Raw genomic sequence first — 18,646 nt, 5'->3', positions numbered from 1 at the left:
ATTCCTAATCTTGCTTACGCTTACAAGGGGCTTTGCTCACCATGACAAAAAAATCTACAACTATTGCTCAAAATGACGACATTTCTACAACCATTTCAGGTGCTCACACCCTTACAGACGCGGAGGCGAACTTCGTATCCTTTGGGCCTGAGATGAGTGCGCACTTAAAATCATGGCTCACAGCATTACAACAAGCCAATGATTTGTTACCAAATCATCTACGATTTGGCGACGTGAGCTTAGAAATAAACGGCCAACCTAACCGCAAAATATCCTTACACTTAATTGAGCAGCTTGAGTCGCTACCTGTTTTTGCTTTATCTGTCGTGGTGCAAAAGCAAGCACTGACACAAGAGGGTTCATATGCTGATAAAAAAATCAGCTTTGAAGCGCATATTGACGAATGGGACGCACAAAACCCGTTATGGCAGCTTATTAAAGTTGTTTCTAGTACAGATGCTGTGGAGGACAGTGACCTAAAAGACCAGAACGGTCACGACCGCTTGACCCCTGTTCTAACCTATCGATACATATTGATGCCAACTGATACCAAGACTATGCAGCCAGGTAAAAAGTCTGCGGCGGCGCATTTACTCGATGATGGTATCACCTCACATTTACGTCAGTTCATAGCGACCTTACCCATTACAGATGACTTGGGCGGCGACTCTGCTATCGACTGTCATATCGTCTCACTTGCCAATATGCTACGCCCGCACCGCATTGCATTTTTTGACATGGATTCAACACTCATTGAACAAGAGGTTATCAATGAGCTGGCTAAAAAAGCAAATATAGGCGACAAGGTAAGCGAGATTACTGAATCCGCCATGAGAGGCGAAATTGATTTTGATACCTCATTTAGTGAGCGTGTAGCGCTACTTGAAGGATTGTCAACAGAGGTATTAAATGACATTCAAAAAGAATTAACACTCTCAGCAGGAGCACGGACCCTCATCGCTACTTTGAAATCTTTAAACTATCATACGGTTTTGGTATCCGGCGGCTTTACCTACTTTGCCGTTCAAATTGCTAATGAGCTTGGTATTGATGAGGTATACGCCAACATATTAGACATCGAAGATGGCAAAGTGACTGGAAATGTGCAGCTACCCATCGTTAATGGCGAACGTAAAGCTGCATTGGTGCAGCAAGTTGCCAAACATAAAGGCGTATCAACGGCTCAGGTTGTGTGTGTCGGAGATGGTGCAAACGACTTAGCCATGATGGCAATTGCTGACTTAGGTGTGGCTTATCACGCGAAGCCCATCGTCCGTTCACGTGCCGATGCTGCCATCAATGCCACTGGGCTTGAAGGTGTGCTATACGTACTGGGTTACTCCACTCACGACCTACTTTAGGTTCAGCTTAGCACAAACATTAAATACAGGCGCGAAGCACGCACCCTAATTAGAATAAGCTATTGAGGGTCAACCTTTACTGCCTTAACGACACTAATCTAATCTAAATTAATTATCGTCTGATATTTAGACGAGTGGGTGTCTGAATTATCTAAATGATAAAGTAAAAAATAAATGTTAAAAAATATTTATTTTTTTAAATTAAAAAAAGGGCGATCTATTGCCTCATCAGGGCTAGGCGATTGTGTCAAATTTTATTGCTATTTCACACGACAAGTGCTGTCGTAAATCATCATTTTTGACTTTGTTTTTTAATAAAATACCGTCATAATGAATTTAAATCAACGCAAAAATTACTTTTCCATCGCACAAATAGCTATATTTATAACTACATTTATAATTTTCTTAACAAGTGCAGTTTTAGCTATTAAGTAGGTTTTTAGCGTTATATTAGTCGACAGTTTAAGAGGCAATAAATATGGCAACTCATACCATTTTGGCCGCTGGCCTATCCGGGATATCAGGCATTCTAACTTGGTCTACCTTAGGTTTTGCATTATTTGCGATCGGTATTATCGCTACCTTTTTTTCTAGCCATCGCTATTTACTAGGCTACTTTATGGGCGGCATGATTTATATGATAGCCGTCGAAGCCCTACAAACGGTTTTGACTGCTGCAACGCCTATTCCTACTTTTGCAGGCTACATTATCGCCTTTATTGTGACACTTTTTAGCTTAGCAGGATTTGGTTTATACCTTGTTAATCGTGAAGCATCTGGTAAAGCAGCGATACCTCTATTTGGTAGAAGGCGTCAGGTATCTGAGCAGCGTGATAAATATATCGAGCATACGCCTATTTATAATAACTACCAGCCTAGATTCAGAAACTAATCGTTGATACTGACAATCTATATCAATTACCGATACTATCAACCTTGTTAATAATAACCAATGCTAAACTTTATGCCTTATGATTTAAGCCAAGCCATTGCTTGGCTTTTTGCTGTAACAATGTATCTAATTATCTATAATAAACGACTAGTAATAAATTAATTATAATAACGGTATGAATAAGCTGTTAAAATAAAAGTCAACTTACATTAAATTTATCATTCATTATTAATCTGGATTCATTTATGTTCTCAATTCCTATACTCAATGTTCAAGCAAACCCTCTTGATGCTCTACTTGCTATAGTCGGTCTTCGTCTATCTATGCTGGTAAAAAGTGATGACCCAAATATCGAAGAGATTATCAAAGATCGCAAAGTTAGTATCGAGCTTGGTAGTGAAACAGATGGTATCGCACGTTATTATGTATTTGACGAAGGTACATTCCAGCAGTATGCGGGTAAAGCAAATCAGCCAAGCTTACGCATTGACTTTAAAGACTCTATGACGGGTGTTAAGCTGTTAACAGGTGGTGATGTTTCTGCATTCATGACGGCTATTCAAGATAAAGAGCTGGTTATGGAAGGCGATTATAGCCTACTTATGTGGTTCAATCAGCTAGCCAAACATATCGTACCTAAAGTACCTGATGAGCTTAAACCACTGGTTAAAAAAGCGCGTCCAATTGCGCAAAAAGCTCAAGGTGTCGCAGCGCAAATTATTAGTACTGCCAAGCATAAAATGTCAAAATAGATTCTAATGCTTTAGAGAAGTTTTAATTTTAATTTTTTTTAAATCTTAAGAGTAACGTTAGCAAAAAGGTTCAATAACTATTAGCAGTTGTTGAACCTTTTTTATAACATATTAATTATGGGCTATATTCTAAAACTATATTAACGTCTTTATACGCTCTTAAACTTATATAGTGAATTTATATGTTGAGCTTATATAATGATACAATTGAGTGAATAAATAGCCAATCGCACTCTGTCTGTAAAGGATTACCTTATGACCTCGTTATTAAGTATAACAGAGCCCACTTCAAATGGCGTCACTCAAAAGGACTTGCCTGACACCACCGCTGACTTTCAAGAGACTAATCAAATCAACCTAATAGATAACACAACCGCTGGCGCGCAAAGTCAGAGCATTCGTGCGCAGAAAATAAGCACTCGTGCGCAGATTGCACAGCTTTTTGAGTTACCCTTTAATGACTTGATGCTCAAAGCGCAAACGATACATAGACAGTATTTTGAGCCTAACGAAGTTCAAATCAGTACCTTGTTATCGATTAAAACAGGTAACTGCCCAGAGGATTGTGGATATTGCTCTCAGTCTGGTCATCACCGTGATAAAACCAAACTTGAGGCTGAAAAGCGCATGGAGGTAGACAAAGTCATAGCCGCTGCAAAACGTGCTAAGGCATCTGGTTCTTCTCGGTTTTGTATGGGTGCCGCTTGGAAACACCCCAGTAAAAAAGACATGCCGTATGTTGCCCAATTGATAAAAGAGGTTAAATCTCTAGGCCTTGAAACCTGTATGACCTTAGGAATGCTTAGCTCTGAACAAGCGCAGGAACTCGCCGCCGCTGGTCTCGATTATTACAACCATAACCTTGATACGTCGCGTCGTTATTATGACAGCGTTGTGAGTACGCGTAGCTATGATGAGCGTTTGGCCACTATTGAACATGTTAGACAGTCAGGTATTAACGTGTGCAGTGGCAGTATTGTGGGCATGGGGGAGACCCGTGAAGATCGCATTGACTGGATACTTGAGCTTACAAGTATGCCCATGCCGCCTGAATCTATTCCTGTCAATCTTTTGGTACCCATTAAAGGCACCCCTTTGGGTGACAAAGTCCTAGGCGAAGGTCAGCTTTCTATTTTGGAATGGATTCGTACCATAGCGGTCACCCGTATTTGCTGCCCCAAAAGCTACGTGCGCTTGTCCGCAGGACGTGAAAGCTTATCAGAATCCGAGCAAGCTTTGGCATTTATGGCTGGAGCCAATTCATTTTTTTATGGGGACAAACTTTTAACGACAGGTAACGCAAGTCAGTCAAATGACGATAGGCTAATGAAAACACTGGGTTTGAAATCTGAGCCTGTTAAAGCCACTACACCCTCAAAATTAGCCGTCATTGATGCCATTAGCGGGCAAACAAATTATGTATAATATAGCGTGTACTATAGCAATGCACTTAAATACTATTGATTTGAGACCTTAATATGGCTGATTACTTTAATTGGATAAAAGCGGCGCACGTTATTTCGATGGTGTGCTGGTTTGCCGCTATCTTTTATTTACCCCGCCTATTTGTCTACCATGCTATGAGTGATGATAAGATAAGTCATGAGCGTTTTATCATCATGGAGCGCAAGCTGTATCGCGGTATTATGACGCCCTCTATGATCGCAACTTGGATATTTGGGTTATGGATGGTGTATATAGGGTGGGATGTGTATAAGACTCAAGGCTGGCTACATGCTAAGCTATTGTTGGTAGTCATATTATCTGCTTATCATGGCGCCTGCGGAGCCTACCGTAAAAAGCTTGCAGACAACCCACATCATAAAACCCACGTATTTTGGCGGTGGTTTAACGAGCTGCCTGTATTCATATTAATTGCAGTCATTATTTTAGTGATCGTGAAGCCTTTTTAGACCGGCTTAGCTGTTTAAAAATACGTGGTAAGTGTCACCTAATTATCTTGCAACGCCGCTTATCTTATTTTACATCTACAATTTAAGGATTACTGTACTCATCAGCTGTAAGATTATTATCGGCTGTATGTTTTTTTGTGTGGCGCAATAACCAGTCAGCCATTGTTGCGTATACCGGCGCTTGGGTTATAAGAACATTGTTATGACCTGCATCTGATACCGTCATCCAAGTTTTGTCTGCAGTGGGGTAACTTTCAAAAAGCGCTCTTCCCTGACTGATATCAATAGTATTATCTTGATCGCCATGAATCATTAAGACGGGTATCTGAGTCTTACGTGCTATCGCAATAGGGTTCACTTCATTAGGGTCAGCGCCCCCTTGCAAGTTAATAAAGAAGCCGTACATTGTCATCAAAACCTTACCAATAGGTGCTTGTAAAAGCTTAGGTAGCGGTGAAACTAAATTATTAAGCTGCTTTTGTGCTACCTCATTTAACGCTGCAAAACTAGAAACTATAATCAGCCCTTGCCAATTCTGCGGGCTTTCTTCTAGCGCATAGTTGGCATAGGAGCCGCCCATTGACATGCCCCATAAGAATACAGGAAGTTTGTGACCTATTGAATGCTGTATATCTTGCACAACTTGGTTAATAAGATTGGGATGGGTCTTTGTCAATTCTAATCCGAAGCGGCTAACATTAAGTGGACTGTCTCCATGCGCAGGCAAGTCAGGCAACACACAAATGAAACCTGCGGCTGTTAACCGAGCCGCTACAGGTAACAAATCCTCCTTCCTCCCTGCTCTGCCATGTAGCAGCACCACAATACCTTTAGGATTCGCATGAGCCACTTCATAAGGTGCTAAATCATAGTGATAGGTATGTTGCAGCTGCTCACGTAGATGCTGCCCACGTGTGCCTAATTGTGCATTTACGCTAGGCATAACGAACAAACAAGGCATTTGACCTTGAGCACAGTCATGGCGCGATATAGTAATGCCTTCTTGCTGCGGATGCTTTAGCCACTGCTGATGATACGCTTGCAAAGCTCGGCGCGGCGGATTGGCCATATTATCGGCAACCCTCCAAACAAATACGGCACCAATAAAAGTGGCTATAATCATTCCTATTAGGCTGATTTTAATGATACTTTTTATAGGATTGATGATCATAAATACCTAATAGGGTGGGCATAAAATTTAATAGGTTTTATGATATAGGAACATCAGGCTCATTTTATGGAAAAAGCATCAAAAATAAGTGGAAATAGAAATTTTTAACTAACGTATAAGTGACTAATAACGAGGCCGCATCACGTTGTAGGTATGCGAGATGTCATACACCTTATATCTGGCAGGCTCTTGTCTATTTTCGCCTGCATAACTTAACATCAAAGCTGTATTGCTGTCTTGATCAAGCCATCCGACGAACAGTCCGCTGTGCTCCCCATCGTTATAACTGTGATTGACATAATACAACCAATCGCCAGGCTGTATTTGGGCGGTATCGATAAAAGGACCATAAGGATAATCGCCCTTAAATACATCGTCTCGCCCAACTGCCGATCGATTAAACGCCGCATTGATATAATCCCAGCACGATCCTGACACAATCTCTTGATTGTCTAAGGTCATTTGCCGAGCCGTTTGTAGCACCATTCTACCTGCAGTAGACGCCGTCTGCTCCGCTGTATAAAGGGTATCTATATGTTCTGTTTTGATATTTGGCGCTTGGTTATAATTGCTATAGAAATTAGTCTTAGGCTCGCTAAATAGTGTATTTGAAGGCTGAACTGATTGCACAGAAGGGATAATATGGGGTTGGTTCTTCAAAGTTATTAGATCACTGATATTGTCAGCATGGCTTAGCGAGCTGACCGCACTAAGTGTTATCAATGCCGCCGTACTTACCGCTATTTTATATCTTGAGGATATGAATATTGAAAAAGTAACAGTTGACTGACAACCCATTTTTGCAGGACTTTTCGCTAAGCGTAACGGCTGCTTATTAATTGAAGAGTGGTATTGGATATAGGAAGAAGTTAGACGGTATGAAGATTGGGGCTGGTTTTGAAAAGTTGTATGAATCATCCTTTTAGGCAGAAATCTAGATAGAAGTCTAGACATACCAATATATATCAATCGAGACAACAGGTTTTTAATTCTTAATAATGAAGTTGACACGTCCATGCGACAGTCCTTAGGTCACAGCCCCTAGTTTATAACCAATATTACCACCTCACCACATAAACTCAAGACTAACTTAATGCTTAATTGGTTTAACTATTAGTGAATTAAAAGGCTAGTCAGTCAAAAGATTAGTACAATAAACTAGCCAATGCATCCTATAAATAAGCAACGGCATAAACAACAAATAACCCTTCAACTAAACGATTAAGTCGACTTCATCTTGATATTTACATTGCGTTTACCAAGTTGTTGACCTTGTAAAATGGCTTGCATGACTTGGGCTTCTTTAGCAGATTGAAAACCGCTTATCTCACATTTAATATGACCATTTGCTGCAACAATTGTAAGTGTTTTAGCGTCGGTAGTTATCGTATCGTCAGACTGTAGAACAATCTGCTGCGTTTTACCCATCACGTTATGAACAAAACTACCCGCTTTGACTTTAAGAAGTCCTGACTGAATTTGACAGCCGTTCTGCTTTTGTCGGTTACGGGCTTTGTTAAAAATAAACACAAACACAATGAATGCTGCTAATACCCCTATGGCGAGACGTACAGGCAGCACACTCATAGCCATAGCCACACCGATTGCCCCAATTACCAATGCTGTGCCAAACCAAAATAAGCCATCGCCGTGTCCGGTATGTTTACCGGACAGCGTGATGTTAGCACCAGTATTAGTGACTTGAAGCATAAGTGTCCTATCAATGGTTGATGAGCTTATATAGAGTTAATAAGCTTATATAAATGCTTATTGAGCTTAAAAGTATGACATAGAGGTTTTAGATTACCAGCCCAATGCAGTTTGCTGCTGTTTGATAAGATCCGCGATACCCTTCTCTGCCATAGCTAACATTTGATCCGCTTCACTGCGAGTAAATGGCTTTTCCTCAGCAGTACCTTGAATCTCAATAAACTCCCCTTTTTGTGTCATAACCACATTAAGATCGGTGTCACAGCTCGAATCCTCTTCATAGTTCAAATCCAGTAAAATCTCGCCATTTTTGACCCCAACAGACACGGCTGCTACCAATCCTATCAGCGGGTCAGCTTTTAGCTTTTTCTTTTGTTGTAGGGATTCTAGGGCATCAATCATAGCAATAGCGGCACCTGTAATACTTGCGGTTCGGGTTCCGCCATCTGCTTGAATCACATCACAATCCAAATAAATCGTATTCTCACCCAATTTGCTTAGGTCTACCATCGCTCGCAAGCTACGGCCAATCAAACGTTGAATCTCTTGGGTACGGCCTGATTGTTTACCACGTGCTGCCTCACGCTGATTTCTAGTATTGGTAGCACGAGGGAGCATACCGTATTCTGCAGTAACCCAGCCTTGACCTTTGCCTTTTAGCCAGCGCGGTACGCCAGATTCGACACTGGCCGTACACAGCACTTTAGTATCGCCAAAGCAGACGAGTACTGAGCCTTCTGCATGCTTGGTATAGTTACGCTCAAAGGTTACGGGACGAAGTTGATCTGGCTCTCGGTTATTAATACGCATGGGTGTGGATTGTCCTTAGAGTTTTTAATAGTTGAATCATAATATTTGAATGATAAGAGTGATAAGAATCAAATGAGGAGAAAATTTTTTTTAATCAAGATGTCACGTGTTATCTAAAGAATGATATCGTAACGTGACCGGAGTTGAATAGCAAGATGAGCACACAATGTGCCCATCTTAATGTAAGCGCCAGACATTAAAGCGGCAGTTATTAGAACGACAGTACAGTAAGCAACAGTCAGTGAGCGTTTACTCAAGACCTTCCATTTTACGCAGCTCTTTACGTAATATCTTACCGACATTTGATTTTGGTAGTTCGTCAACAAACTGAACATGTCGAGGACGCTTATAGCCTGTAAGCTGCTTTTTACCATAGTCTAATAGCTCAGCCTCGGTCACAGATTTTCCTGATTTGGTGACAACGAAAATTTTTGGATCTTCGCCGCGCTTATCACTAGGTATACCGATAGCGCCCACTTCTAAGACGTCAGGATGCTCGGACATGGCCTCTTCGATTTCGTTTGGATATACATTAAAGCCTGATACCAAAATCATGTCTTTTTTACGATCCACAATTTTGATAAAGCCTTTTTCATCAATTATCCCAATATCTCCTGTTTTTAGATAACCCTCATCTGTAAAGGTATCTTTGGTTTCCTGCGGACGATTTTGATAGCCAACCATGACCTGAGGACCTTTCACACATATCTCACCGCGTTCGCCAACAGGCATCTTATTGCCATCATCATCAATCAATATCACATCGGTATCAGGTGCTGGTACCCCTATTTTGGCAGTGTATTCAGAGATATTCATGGGGTTAAAGCTTACCACGGGCGAAGTTTCAGATAGACCATATCCTTCTACAATAGGTAGTCCAGTGGCTTCATGCCATGCTTTTGCCACATTGGGTAAAACTGACATACCGCCGCCAATAGACGCCTTAAGATTAGAAAAATCTAAGTTTTTAAATTCGTTGTGATTGACCAAACCGTTAAACAGCGTATTTACAGACGGAATAAACGCAGGCTTATACTTATCGATCTCTTTAATTAACCCGTCTAAATCACGTGGGTTGGGTATTAGTAGACCAGTACACCCTTCGTACATTGCATACATGCCGCATACCATAAACGAGAAGACATGGTATAAAGGCAGCGCAGCAAGAATTATTTCGCCTTGCATACTTTCTCCAAACGCAGCATTCATTACCGCATTAATTTGTAGCATATTGGCTGTCAAATTACCGTGGGTCAGCATAGCGCCTTTGGCTACTCCAGTTGTGCCGCCTGTATATTGCAGTAAGGCCACATGGCTTTGATCGAGTTCTGGACGCTGATACGCCTGCGCAGACCGTGCATTTAGAGCTTTTTTGAACGTGACGTGGCCGGGTAATGAGTAATCGGGTACCATTTTTTTGACATAGCGAACCGCCATGTTAACCACAAAACCTTTGATTAGTCCCATCATATCGCCCATGCTGCAAATCACAGTATGTTCAATATCGCCTTTGTCTTTGACATCTTCAAAGGTCTTAGCGAAGTTTTCTATAATAAATATCGCTTTAGCGCCACTGTCATGGATCTGATGCTCAAGCTCGCGACTGGTATATAACGGATTAACGTTAACCAATATCATTCCCGCCCGTATCACTCCTAGCGCAACAATTGGATATTGAAGAACATTAGGCATCATGACCGATACTTTGTCGCCTTTTTTTAAACCTAAAGACTGTAAATAGGCCGCTATTTGGCGACTATAAACATCGAGCTCACGATAAATTAGAGAAGCACCCATACAGATATAGGCATCTCGGTTACCATGTCGCTCAAAATTGCGTTCAAACACTTCTAATAAGGAGGTGTTATCGTCAGGCCTCTCAATAGATTTTGGTAAGTCATATCGCTCATAAGAAGCAAACCAAGGACGATCCTCTGATATGTCTGGATAGGTTGGGAAGGTGCCATGTAGTTTACTGATGTTAGATGATCCAATGGCTGAATCTTCGGTTACCGAGCTATTTGTTTCTACTGTAGTGTGGTTTGAATCTGTGGTCATATGAATACCTATTTACGTATATAACTTATTTATTGTTTTAGTCTTATTTATCGTTTTAGTCTAATTTATCGTATTTAATTTAACGTTTTGGGAATATTGAATCGTGGTGCGATTACTGTTGTTAATAATCAACTTTGACTAAATTCTATCAAAATTAATTAATACTGTTGTTATATAAATATTGCTTGAAAATGTCTTAACAGAATCACTCAGAGTTTAAATATACTGCCCCTGATTTGCATATCAAAAGTCTTTTTATAAAAACCTTACTCTAATAAGAAAATATCTTTTTGCAAAAAGCTCGTTTAACAAAAAAGGACACAAGCAGATGCTTATGTCCTTTTTAGATTATGGCGGGTATTGTACTCGTTAACGCTATAAACTTAAAGCCTAAGATTTAAAACGATTATCTAACACCACAATTATACGCTTAAAAATTGTAATTATGCACTTTGTTGATTTTTAGCTTCCATTTCACGTAAATCTTTACGCAGAATTTTACCCACATTTGACTTAGGTAGTTCATCGACAAATTCTACAAAACGAGGACGCTTGTATCCTGTTAAGTTTTCTTTGGCATAACTAATAACTTCTTCTTCAGTTAAGCTTGGATCATTCGATACGATAAATATCTTCGGTACTTCACCACTTTTATCGCTGTCAATTCCAATCACACCACATTCTAAGATTTTAGGATGGCCAGACATCACATCTTCAACTTCGTTAGGATAAACGTTAAAGCCTGAGACGATAATCATATCTTTTTTACGATCAACAATTTTAAAGTAACCCTCTTCATCCATGACGCCGATGTCACCTGTGCGGAAATACCCATCTGGCGTCATTACTTCTGCCGTAGCATCTTCGCGCTTCCAGTATCCTTTCATCACTTGAGGTCCGCGCACGCAAATCTCTCCGCGTTCACCGATTGCCACCTCATTACCTTCTTCATCAATAATTGCCATATCAGTCGCTGGGAAGGGAACCCCGATATTGCCAGGGAATTCATCGAGTCCCATAGGGTTGGCTGAGGCAACAGGTGAGGTTTCTGATAGACCGTAACCTTGAACAATCACGTTGCCCGTCCCTTGACGCCACTTCTCAGCGGTATCTTTTAATACTGCCATACCACCGCCCATAGACATCTCAAGCTTGCTATGGTCTAGTGCACGGAAATGCTCAGAGTTAATCAAACCATTAAATAAGGTATTCACTGCGGGGAAAAAGGCAGGTGGATAGTCTTTATAAGCTTTCAATAAGCTTTTGCCATCGCGTGGATTAGGTACTAATGAGTTAATCGCCCCTTTGTGCATACCATACATACAACACACGGTGAATGAGAAGATATGATACAAAGGTAGCGCTGTCATAATGACTGGCTGCTCATCAAGCTCGATATATTTATCGAAGGCATCACCAATATAAGTATCACATTGAATAAGGTTTGCCACTAAGTTGCCATGCGTTAACATTGCGCCTTTTGCCACACCTGTTGTACCACCCGTATATTGCAAGACAGCAATGTCATCCAAAGTGACGCCTTCAGGACGCTTGTACTTATGCTTAGCACCCAATTTAAGTGCTTTTTTGAAATTTACGCTACCTTTAATATTAAAGTCTGGAACCATTTTTTTGACATGGCGCACAACTGTATTGACAATAAATCCTTTAACAGGACTCATCAAATCACCCATAGACGTCACAATAACGTGATCTACCGTCTTTTTGCTAATGTCTTGATAGGTTTTGGCAAAGTTTTCAAGAATAATAATCGCTTTACTTTCAGAATCTTCTAGCTGATGCTCAAGCTCATGCGTCGTATATAATGGATTAACATTTACTAGGACAAAACCTGCGCGGATAACCCCTAGTATAGCAACTGGAGACTGTAAAATATTGGGCATCATAACGGCGACTTTATCCCCCTTTTGCAGACCTAGAGACTGCAAATAGGCAGCAAACTGTCTGCTATATACATCGAGCTCATCGTAAGACATCTCTTGGTTCATGCATACAAAAGATACTCTGCCTTTATGTTCGGTAAAGTTATGTTCAAAAATATCTATTAATGAGCTATCTTTTGGCGGCATCTCAATATCATATTTCATATTGAGTTTTTCGTATGTTTTTAACCAAGGTTTTTCGTTAAGGCGATGATACTGGGTTGATTGATCGTCCATAATCTATGAAACTCCTAAAATTTAAACAGGGGATTGATGAGTATATTAGTTAAATAAGCCGAATATGTGGTTTTCAATAGAATAATTGCAGTATATATCACTGCCCTATCAATATTTAAAACTAAAATACACTATTTATCTACAATATGACAACCAAATTATGAAAAATGCGTTTAAAAAACATAACTTATATGTTTAATTGCCCTGCTATTAGGAACTGTATAGTAAAGATGAAACTAAAAATAGGATACAGACGTCATTATTTGACGCATAGTCTATACAGCTACTTTTTTATTCATTTAATATCCGTTACGATACTCTTAATATAAGTGGATTCTAAATTGCTTTGTCTATGTATTAGCTTGTTTTATTGAATACCCACTCTCAACTTATTACAATCCATTGTAGGCTGGTGCTTTTAGCACAGCGATATGTATCTATTGAACTTATATGCTGGGCTAAAGTCACAGCCTACGCAATGTATTGAGATTGAGGTATTAAATATAAAAGCTATTAAACTACTTAAAAATTTACCCCAAAGAAAATATATATCAAATAACTCAAATATATATATTTAAAAAAACCATATTTAAAATAAGACATTTCATCACCTAAAAACATTGAGGCAGAACCTGACACTATGTCTGATATTACCAGCACTCCAGCAAGCTCAGCAGTTATTCCAAACGAGGCGACAGATACGCGCTCGGTTGCCGAATTTACAGAGCAAGCGTATTTAAACTACGCTATGTACGTGATTATGGACCGCGCATTACCCAACATCGCTGATGGTTTAAAGCCTGTACAGCGGCGTATTATTTATGCGATGAGTGAGCTTGGGCTTAAATCGACCACCAAACCCAAAAAATCAGCGCGTACCGTCGGTGATGTGCTAGGTAAATATCATCCGCATGGCGATACCGCATGTTATGAGGCGATGGTGCTGATGGCTCAGCCGTTTAGCTATCGTTATCCGCTTATAACAGGCCAAGGTAACTGGGGGAGTCCTGATGATCCCAAATCCTTCGCCGCCATGCGTTATACCGAAGCAAAAATGTCAGCATACGCAAATACGCTTCTGGCTGAACTGGGACAAGGTACTGTCGATTGGCAAGACAATTTCGATGGTTCTCTACAAGAGCCTGTTACTTTGCCCGCCCGCTTGCCAAATATTTTATTAAACGGTACCACAGGTATCGCTGTGGGTATGGCAACAGATATTCCACCTCACAATCTTAATGAAGTGGTTCGCGCGGCCATTCGTTTGCTTAAGAATCCAGAGCTGTCTGTCAAACAATTGACACAATCTATCCCTGCGCCTGATCTGCCAACCAATGCAGAAATTATAACCTCCAAAAAAGACCTACAAGCGATGTATGAAAGTGGACGGGGAAGCTATAAAATGCGCGCCGTCTATCATGTAGACGCCAATGATAAAAACTTAGTCATCATTGATGCGCTACCTTACCAAGTGTCAGGCAACAAGATTCAAGAACAAATTGCCAAACTGATGATAGAAAAGAAACTGCCTTGGGTTGTGGACATACATGATGAGTCAGATCATGAAAATGCGTGCCGTATTGTGCTTGAGCTACGCTCAACTAGAGTCGATGTTGATCGCGTCATGAGTCATTTGTTTGCTAGTACTGACTTAGAGTCCAATTATCGCGTCAATATGAATATGATTGGTCTAAACGGTAAGCCGCAAGTCAAAAACTTGAAACAAATACTCAGTGAGTGGCTAATCAGTCGCCGTGATGTGGTCACACGCCGATTGAACTATCGTCTAGACAAAATTGATAAGCGCTTACATATTCTTGAAGGTTTGCTGGTGGCCTATCTTAATATTGATGAAGTCATCCGTATTATTCGCGAAGAAGATGATCCAAAAATGGAGCTGATGACCCGTTATGAGTTAAGTGAGATTCAAGCCAATGCCATTTTAGATATTCGTCTGCGTCAGCTTGCCCGATTACAAGAGATTGAGCTACGTTCTGAAAAAGACGATTTAGAAGCGGAGCGTGCGACTATTCAAGAACTTCTTGATAATCCTGCCAGCCTTACCAAGCTTATAATTAAAGAGCTTGAGTCGGATATGAAAGAGCATGGCAATAATCGTATGTCTCCTGTGGTCGAACGCGGGGAAGCAACCGCACTCAAAGAGTCAGATCTTGTGCCCAGTGAGCCAGTAACAGCTATCTTGTCAAAAGCAGGTTGGATACGTGCGGCTAAAGGCCATGACGTGGATGCTGCGGGTATGAGTTATCGATCAGGAGACAGTTATCAAGCCCACGTTAGAGGTAAATCCAATCAAAAAATCTTTATACTCGACAGCACAGGACGTAGCTACAGTATTGAAGCACATACGCTAGCGTCTGCTCGCGGTCAAGGAGACCCTTTGACAAGTGTATTAAAACCCCCAGCGGGTGCAAGCTTTGAGCAGCTATTGGCCGGTGAGGACACGCAGCGAATCATACTGACAAGCTCATCTGGATACGGATTTATTAATACATTAGGCAATCTTGATACCAATCAAAAAGCAGGTAAAAACATCATCAACTTTGATGACAAAGCCCGTTTATTAACTGTGCCCTATATTGACTTTATACTAGATGATAAAGATGAGGATACGGTAGAAGCACTTGCTCAAGATCAGATTGCAGTGGTGACATCAGCAGGCTATTTGTTGGTATTCCCCATTGACGAATTGCCAGAACAGCAGCGCGGTAAAGGTAATAAGTTAATTAATCTAAAAGAAGGCGAAGAGGTTGTTGCTGTTGTACCCCTACATCATAAAGACAGCCTTACCCTCAATGCAGGTAAACGCCATATAACCTTAAAGCCGATTGATTTAGCCAATTACAATGGCAAACGTGGTAATCGTGGTAGTCAACTGCCTAGAGGCTTTCAAAATGTTCGTGAGGTTGAAGTGACAGGATAAGGCGTATCAGAATCAGCTGATCTCTCATTCTATTCGCGTCATTCTAGACAGCCCCTAGTGTGATAATTTTCATTCTTTATCTTGCGTTGTTATTTTAATTAAACACTTAAAAACTAGGCTGTATGGACAGTCTAGTTTAATATACTAACCTAGTTATACTAATCTAGTATCGTCCTTTTTTGCGGTCATTCATAAAGAACTGTTTTTATAAAAATACTTTCTAATAACCATACTCGAAAATTTAATTCGGCCATACCAGCGCCAATAGCCTCATATTTACTATATAATCTTTTATAAGTGCTAAAAAATTACTAATAAAGAATTGCTAACAAGCGCAATAATGCTGTAAGTGCTATATTGGCATGATATATTAGTTAACCGGCGTATTCTAAAATAATCACGATCTAAAAAATTTAGTACGGTTTAAACTTACGGATATGATTTAAATCAACAATGTTTATTTAAAACGACCATATTTATTTAAAACCACTAAGTATATTCAAACGATCATGTTTATCTAAAACGACCATATTTATTTAAAAGACAACGTATAAAAGGCAAAAAGATGACGGTAGAGAACCCTGATACGGGGCACAAGGCAACCGAAACAAACCGCCCACATTCGCCCCCACCGCTACCGCCTAATCAAGCGCCGCCTCTCCCTCAAGCTTATCATAATGAGCCTTTTTACTCTACTAAAGGTCGTATAGGACGAATACGCTATATCGCCTATGGCATCATATTGGGATTTTGTATTATCACTCCTTTTGTGCTGTTGTGCTTACTTCTATTTTCCTTAAGCACCATGGCATTTGGTTTTGATAGCGCTATCAATTATGGATTGATGATCATTGCATTCTTGGCATATATGGTGTTGTCAGGTTACATTACCTTTGTACCAATGATACGCCGATTGAATGATTTGAACAAATCTGGCTGGCTCAGTCTTCTACTATTTGTACCCGTACTAAACTTATTTTTTATATTGTATGCAATGTTTGCCCCTGGTGACGAAGGAGTGAATAAGTATGGTGTGCCCGCAGAGCCTCCTAGTACGGTATTAAAAATACTAGCCATTGGCTTACCTTTATTTTATATCATCATTTACATCGGCGTCTTTGCGGTAGCATTAATGATGGAAGAACCTCTGCAATATGAGCCATTAGAAGATCCTTTTAGTGATTCCCTGCAATTAGAACAAGTACAAATAGAACAACGAATGCTGTCTAATGAATAATGTGAGTGTTGATTGGTTTAAGTATTGTTTTGGCGTTGATTTGGTGTTTATAAGAATATTAATTAGAAGGTTAAATAGTCTTGAATCGAACTTTAAGCAAGCCAATAAGACTATTTTAAGCCAATAAGACTATTTATAATGGGTTTGTTACTTAAAAAATCCTAGTGTGAATTGGGCAAAACTAATCTAGCCTTGTTTTAAAGGCTCAGTTATACGGACTAGGTTATATTGGCTGAATCAAACAAGCCTGATTAGGTAAACTCTTTAGACAGCCATTGGCCAATTTTATAAAAAATCCACATGACTAAAAAGATAGTCAATAAAGCAACTAAATAAGTAAGCCAATCAGGGAACGGGCTTAACCACCCTATGCTAAAGGCTAGATTGTGGAATCCCTCTTTTGGCCACTTTGATATCGGCGTATTATTACCTGAATTGACAATGGCTAATAATAGAATTAAACCTATAACACTGGATATTAATCCCCAAATCTTATGTCTAGCACCATTATCCATATATACATCTCGCTTTAGTTGTATTTAATTAATCGTTAAAATTAGTTGATAGTCAAAAGGCCAATAATGGCTGATGACTTGTGACTAAAAACTTGAATGTACTTTAAATTTATCAGAAATCATTTTAACTAACCTAAATACAACTTGAAATTAACGTTATATAGACTCAAGACTAACTGATAAGGCGAGTTTTTAATAGACACTACCAACAGCAACTTACAAGTGTGATTTCTTCTATTGCCTTTTAAAATTCACCTTTAAATGTCATCTTTTTAAAATAGGTCGCTAAACATAGCCTTTTAAACATCACGTAACGCTAAAATTGGTACGACCAAATCTTCTTCATCGGTTAAATGCTGCGATAAAAAGTCAGTACCAGTCACCAAGTTCTGATGGAGACGATCGGCTAACGCTCTATCTTCTTGTGACGACCTCGACAACTCATTATTTAAGCCCAGTAGCTCATCAAGTAACGCATCTAACTTGACATGATCGCGCTCTAATATCTCAAATCCACTTTTGAGCTGAGGATACGAGCTGACAAAATCGGGGAAAAATCCGCGATCCTCAACACTGTGGTGCTGGTGTAGCTTCATAACATGCATACCGATACGCTCAAGTATCTGCGAACGGTAATTCTCCCAATTAAGCGCCCCCATTAAGTACTCTTCGCTCAGTTGTCTTAAAATACGCTGACGCTTGCGAATATTAGTATGTACGTTTAGCCAGCCTGAGGTTTTGTAAGCATAGTCAGAGGCGTACCATTGATTTGGCGGTAGTTTCTCTAGTAAGAAAAGCCAGTCTGATTGTAAGCGGCTGTCAGGATGCCGAGGTGCTACGTCACGCTTTATAACTTCGCAAGCTTGGTTATCGCCCAACGTAGGTGCGTTATCGCTAAATGATACGTTGTTTATACTCATCTTTATCTCTCTTCAATCTTAAGTTAGTCGTTTGGCAATCTTTAATTGATAACCTCAGCTAATAAGATATGGGCTCAAGTTAAGTATATATAATAGCGATTTTAATGTTTTCAAGTAGCTTTTAAATAAGGCTATGTTTACTACATTAAATTTATATGGCATTGTTTGCATATATCAAGAGCTTAC

Annotated in this window: 15 protein-coding genes; 7 read left to right on the top strand and 8 right to left on the bottom strand. The window is 40.0% G+C overall.

The window, feature by feature from the left end:
* Positions 1 to 41 precede the first annotated feature (41 nt).
* From serB to hemJ, 5 genes are all read left to right on the top strand, one after another.
* Positions 42 to 1,361, top strand: coding sequence for a phosphoserine phosphatase SerB (gene serB, locus AC21OH_RS12185; protein ID WP_487370124.1), 1,320 nt, complete (start codon positions 42 to 44; stop codon positions 1,359 to 1,361).
* Positions 1,362 to 1,839: 478 nt separating this feature from the next.
* Positions 1,840 to 2,253 carry an AciT family ciprofloxacin tolerance protein gene (locus AC21OH_RS12180; RefSeq protein ID WP_487370125.1) on the top strand — a complete coding sequence of 138 codons (414 nt, stop codon included), beginning with the start codon at positions 1,840 to 1,842 and terminating at the stop codon, positions 2,251 to 2,253.
* Between the two features lie 245 nt (positions 2,254 to 2,498).
* Positions 2,499 to 3,005: a hypothetical protein gene (locus tag AC21OH_RS12175; protein ID WP_486535065.1), complete on the top strand. Its 507-nt coding sequence runs from the start codon at positions 2,499 to 2,501 to the stop codon at positions 3,003 to 3,005.
* 465 nt (positions 3,006 to 3,470) lie between these two features.
* Positions 3,471 to 4,430 (top strand): biotin synthase BioB, encoded by a 960-nt coding sequence (bioB, locus tag AC21OH_RS12170; RefSeq protein WP_491140425.1) that lies wholly within the window; start codon positions 3,471 to 3,473, stop codon positions 4,428 to 4,430.
* A 53-nt stretch (positions 4,431 to 4,483) separates the two neighbouring features.
* The gene (hemJ, locus tag AC21OH_RS12165; RefSeq protein WP_486535067.1) at positions 4,484 to 4,918 is read left to right on the top strand and encodes a protoporphyrinogen oxidase HemJ; all 435 of its coding nucleotides are present in this window, start codon (positions 4,484 to 4,486) and stop codon (positions 4,916 to 4,918) included.
* A gap of 82 nt (positions 4,919 to 5,000) precedes the next feature.
* On the opposite strand, the gene AC21OH_RS12160 is transcribed toward hemJ, so the two are convergent.
* The 6 genes from AC21OH_RS12160 to AC21OH_RS12135 all read right to left on the bottom strand — a co-directional run bounded on the left by AC21OH_RS12160 (position 5,001) and on the right by AC21OH_RS12135 (position 12,847).
* Complete coding sequence (locus tag AC21OH_RS12160; protein ID WP_487370127.1) at positions 5,001 to 6,041, bottom strand: alpha/beta hydrolase; 1,041 nt, start codon at positions 6,039 to 6,041, stop codon at positions 5,001 to 5,003.
* Positions 6,042 to 6,212: 171 nt separating this feature from the next.
* Complete coding sequence (locus AC21OH_RS12155) at positions 6,213 to 7,106, bottom strand: hypothetical protein (RefSeq protein WP_487370128.1); 894 nt, start codon at positions 7,104 to 7,106, stop codon at positions 6,213 to 6,215.
* 204 nt (positions 7,107 to 7,310) lie between these two features.
* Entirely contained in the window at positions 7,311 to 7,799 is a 489-nt protein-coding gene (locus AC21OH_RS12150; RefSeq protein WP_487370129.1) for a hypothetical protein, read from the bottom strand.
* A 93-nt stretch (positions 7,800 to 7,892) separates the two neighbouring features.
* Positions 7,893 to 8,609: a ribonuclease PH gene (rph, locus tag AC21OH_RS12145; protein ID WP_487370130.1), complete on the bottom strand. Its 717-nt coding sequence runs from the start codon at positions 8,607 to 8,609 to the stop codon at positions 7,893 to 7,895.
* Between the two features lie 249 nt (positions 8,610 to 8,858).
* The gene (locus AC21OH_RS12140; protein WP_487370131.1) at positions 8,859 to 10,667 is read right to left on the bottom strand and encodes an AMP-binding protein; all 1,809 of its coding nucleotides are present in this window, start codon (positions 10,665 to 10,667) and stop codon (positions 8,859 to 8,861) included.
* Between the two features lie 443 nt (positions 10,668 to 11,110).
* Entirely contained in the window at positions 11,111 to 12,847 is a 1,737-nt protein-coding gene (locus AC21OH_RS12135; RefSeq protein WP_487370132.1) for an AMP-binding protein, read from the bottom strand.
* A gap of 640 nt (positions 12,848 to 13,487) precedes the next feature.
* Here AC21OH_RS12135 and parC point away from each other — a divergent pair.
* Entirely contained in the window at positions 13,488 to 15,788 is a 2,301-nt protein-coding gene (gene parC, locus AC21OH_RS12130; RefSeq protein ID WP_487370133.1) for a DNA topoisomerase IV subunit A, read from the top strand.
* Positions 15,789 to 16,353: 565 nt separating this feature from the next.
* Positions 16,354 to 17,025: a DUF805 domain-containing protein gene (locus AC21OH_RS12125; protein WP_487370134.1), complete on the top strand. Its 672-nt coding sequence runs from the start codon at positions 16,354 to 16,356 to the stop codon at positions 17,023 to 17,025.
* 251 nt (positions 17,026 to 17,276) lie between these two features.
* Here the strand turns inward: AC21OH_RS12125 and AC21OH_RS12120 are convergent, their stop codons facing one another.
* Both AC21OH_RS12120 and AC21OH_RS12115 read right to left on the bottom strand, forming a co-directional pair.
* On the bottom strand, positions 17,277 to 17,540 hold the full coding sequence (locus AC21OH_RS12120) for a hypothetical protein (protein ID WP_487370135.1): 264 nt from the start codon (positions 17,538 to 17,540) through the stop codon (positions 17,277 to 17,279).
* 299 nt (positions 17,541 to 17,839) lie between these two features.
* Entirely contained in the window at positions 17,840 to 18,460 is a 621-nt protein-coding gene (locus AC21OH_RS12115; protein WP_486535077.1) for a hemerythrin domain-containing protein, read from the bottom strand.
* Positions 18,461 to 18,646: the final 186 nt, after the last annotated feature.

The sequence above is a fragment of the Psychrobacter sp. CX10 genome, from assembly GCF_057621575.2.
This window is presented reverse-complemented; position numbering and strand designations above follow the sequence as displayed.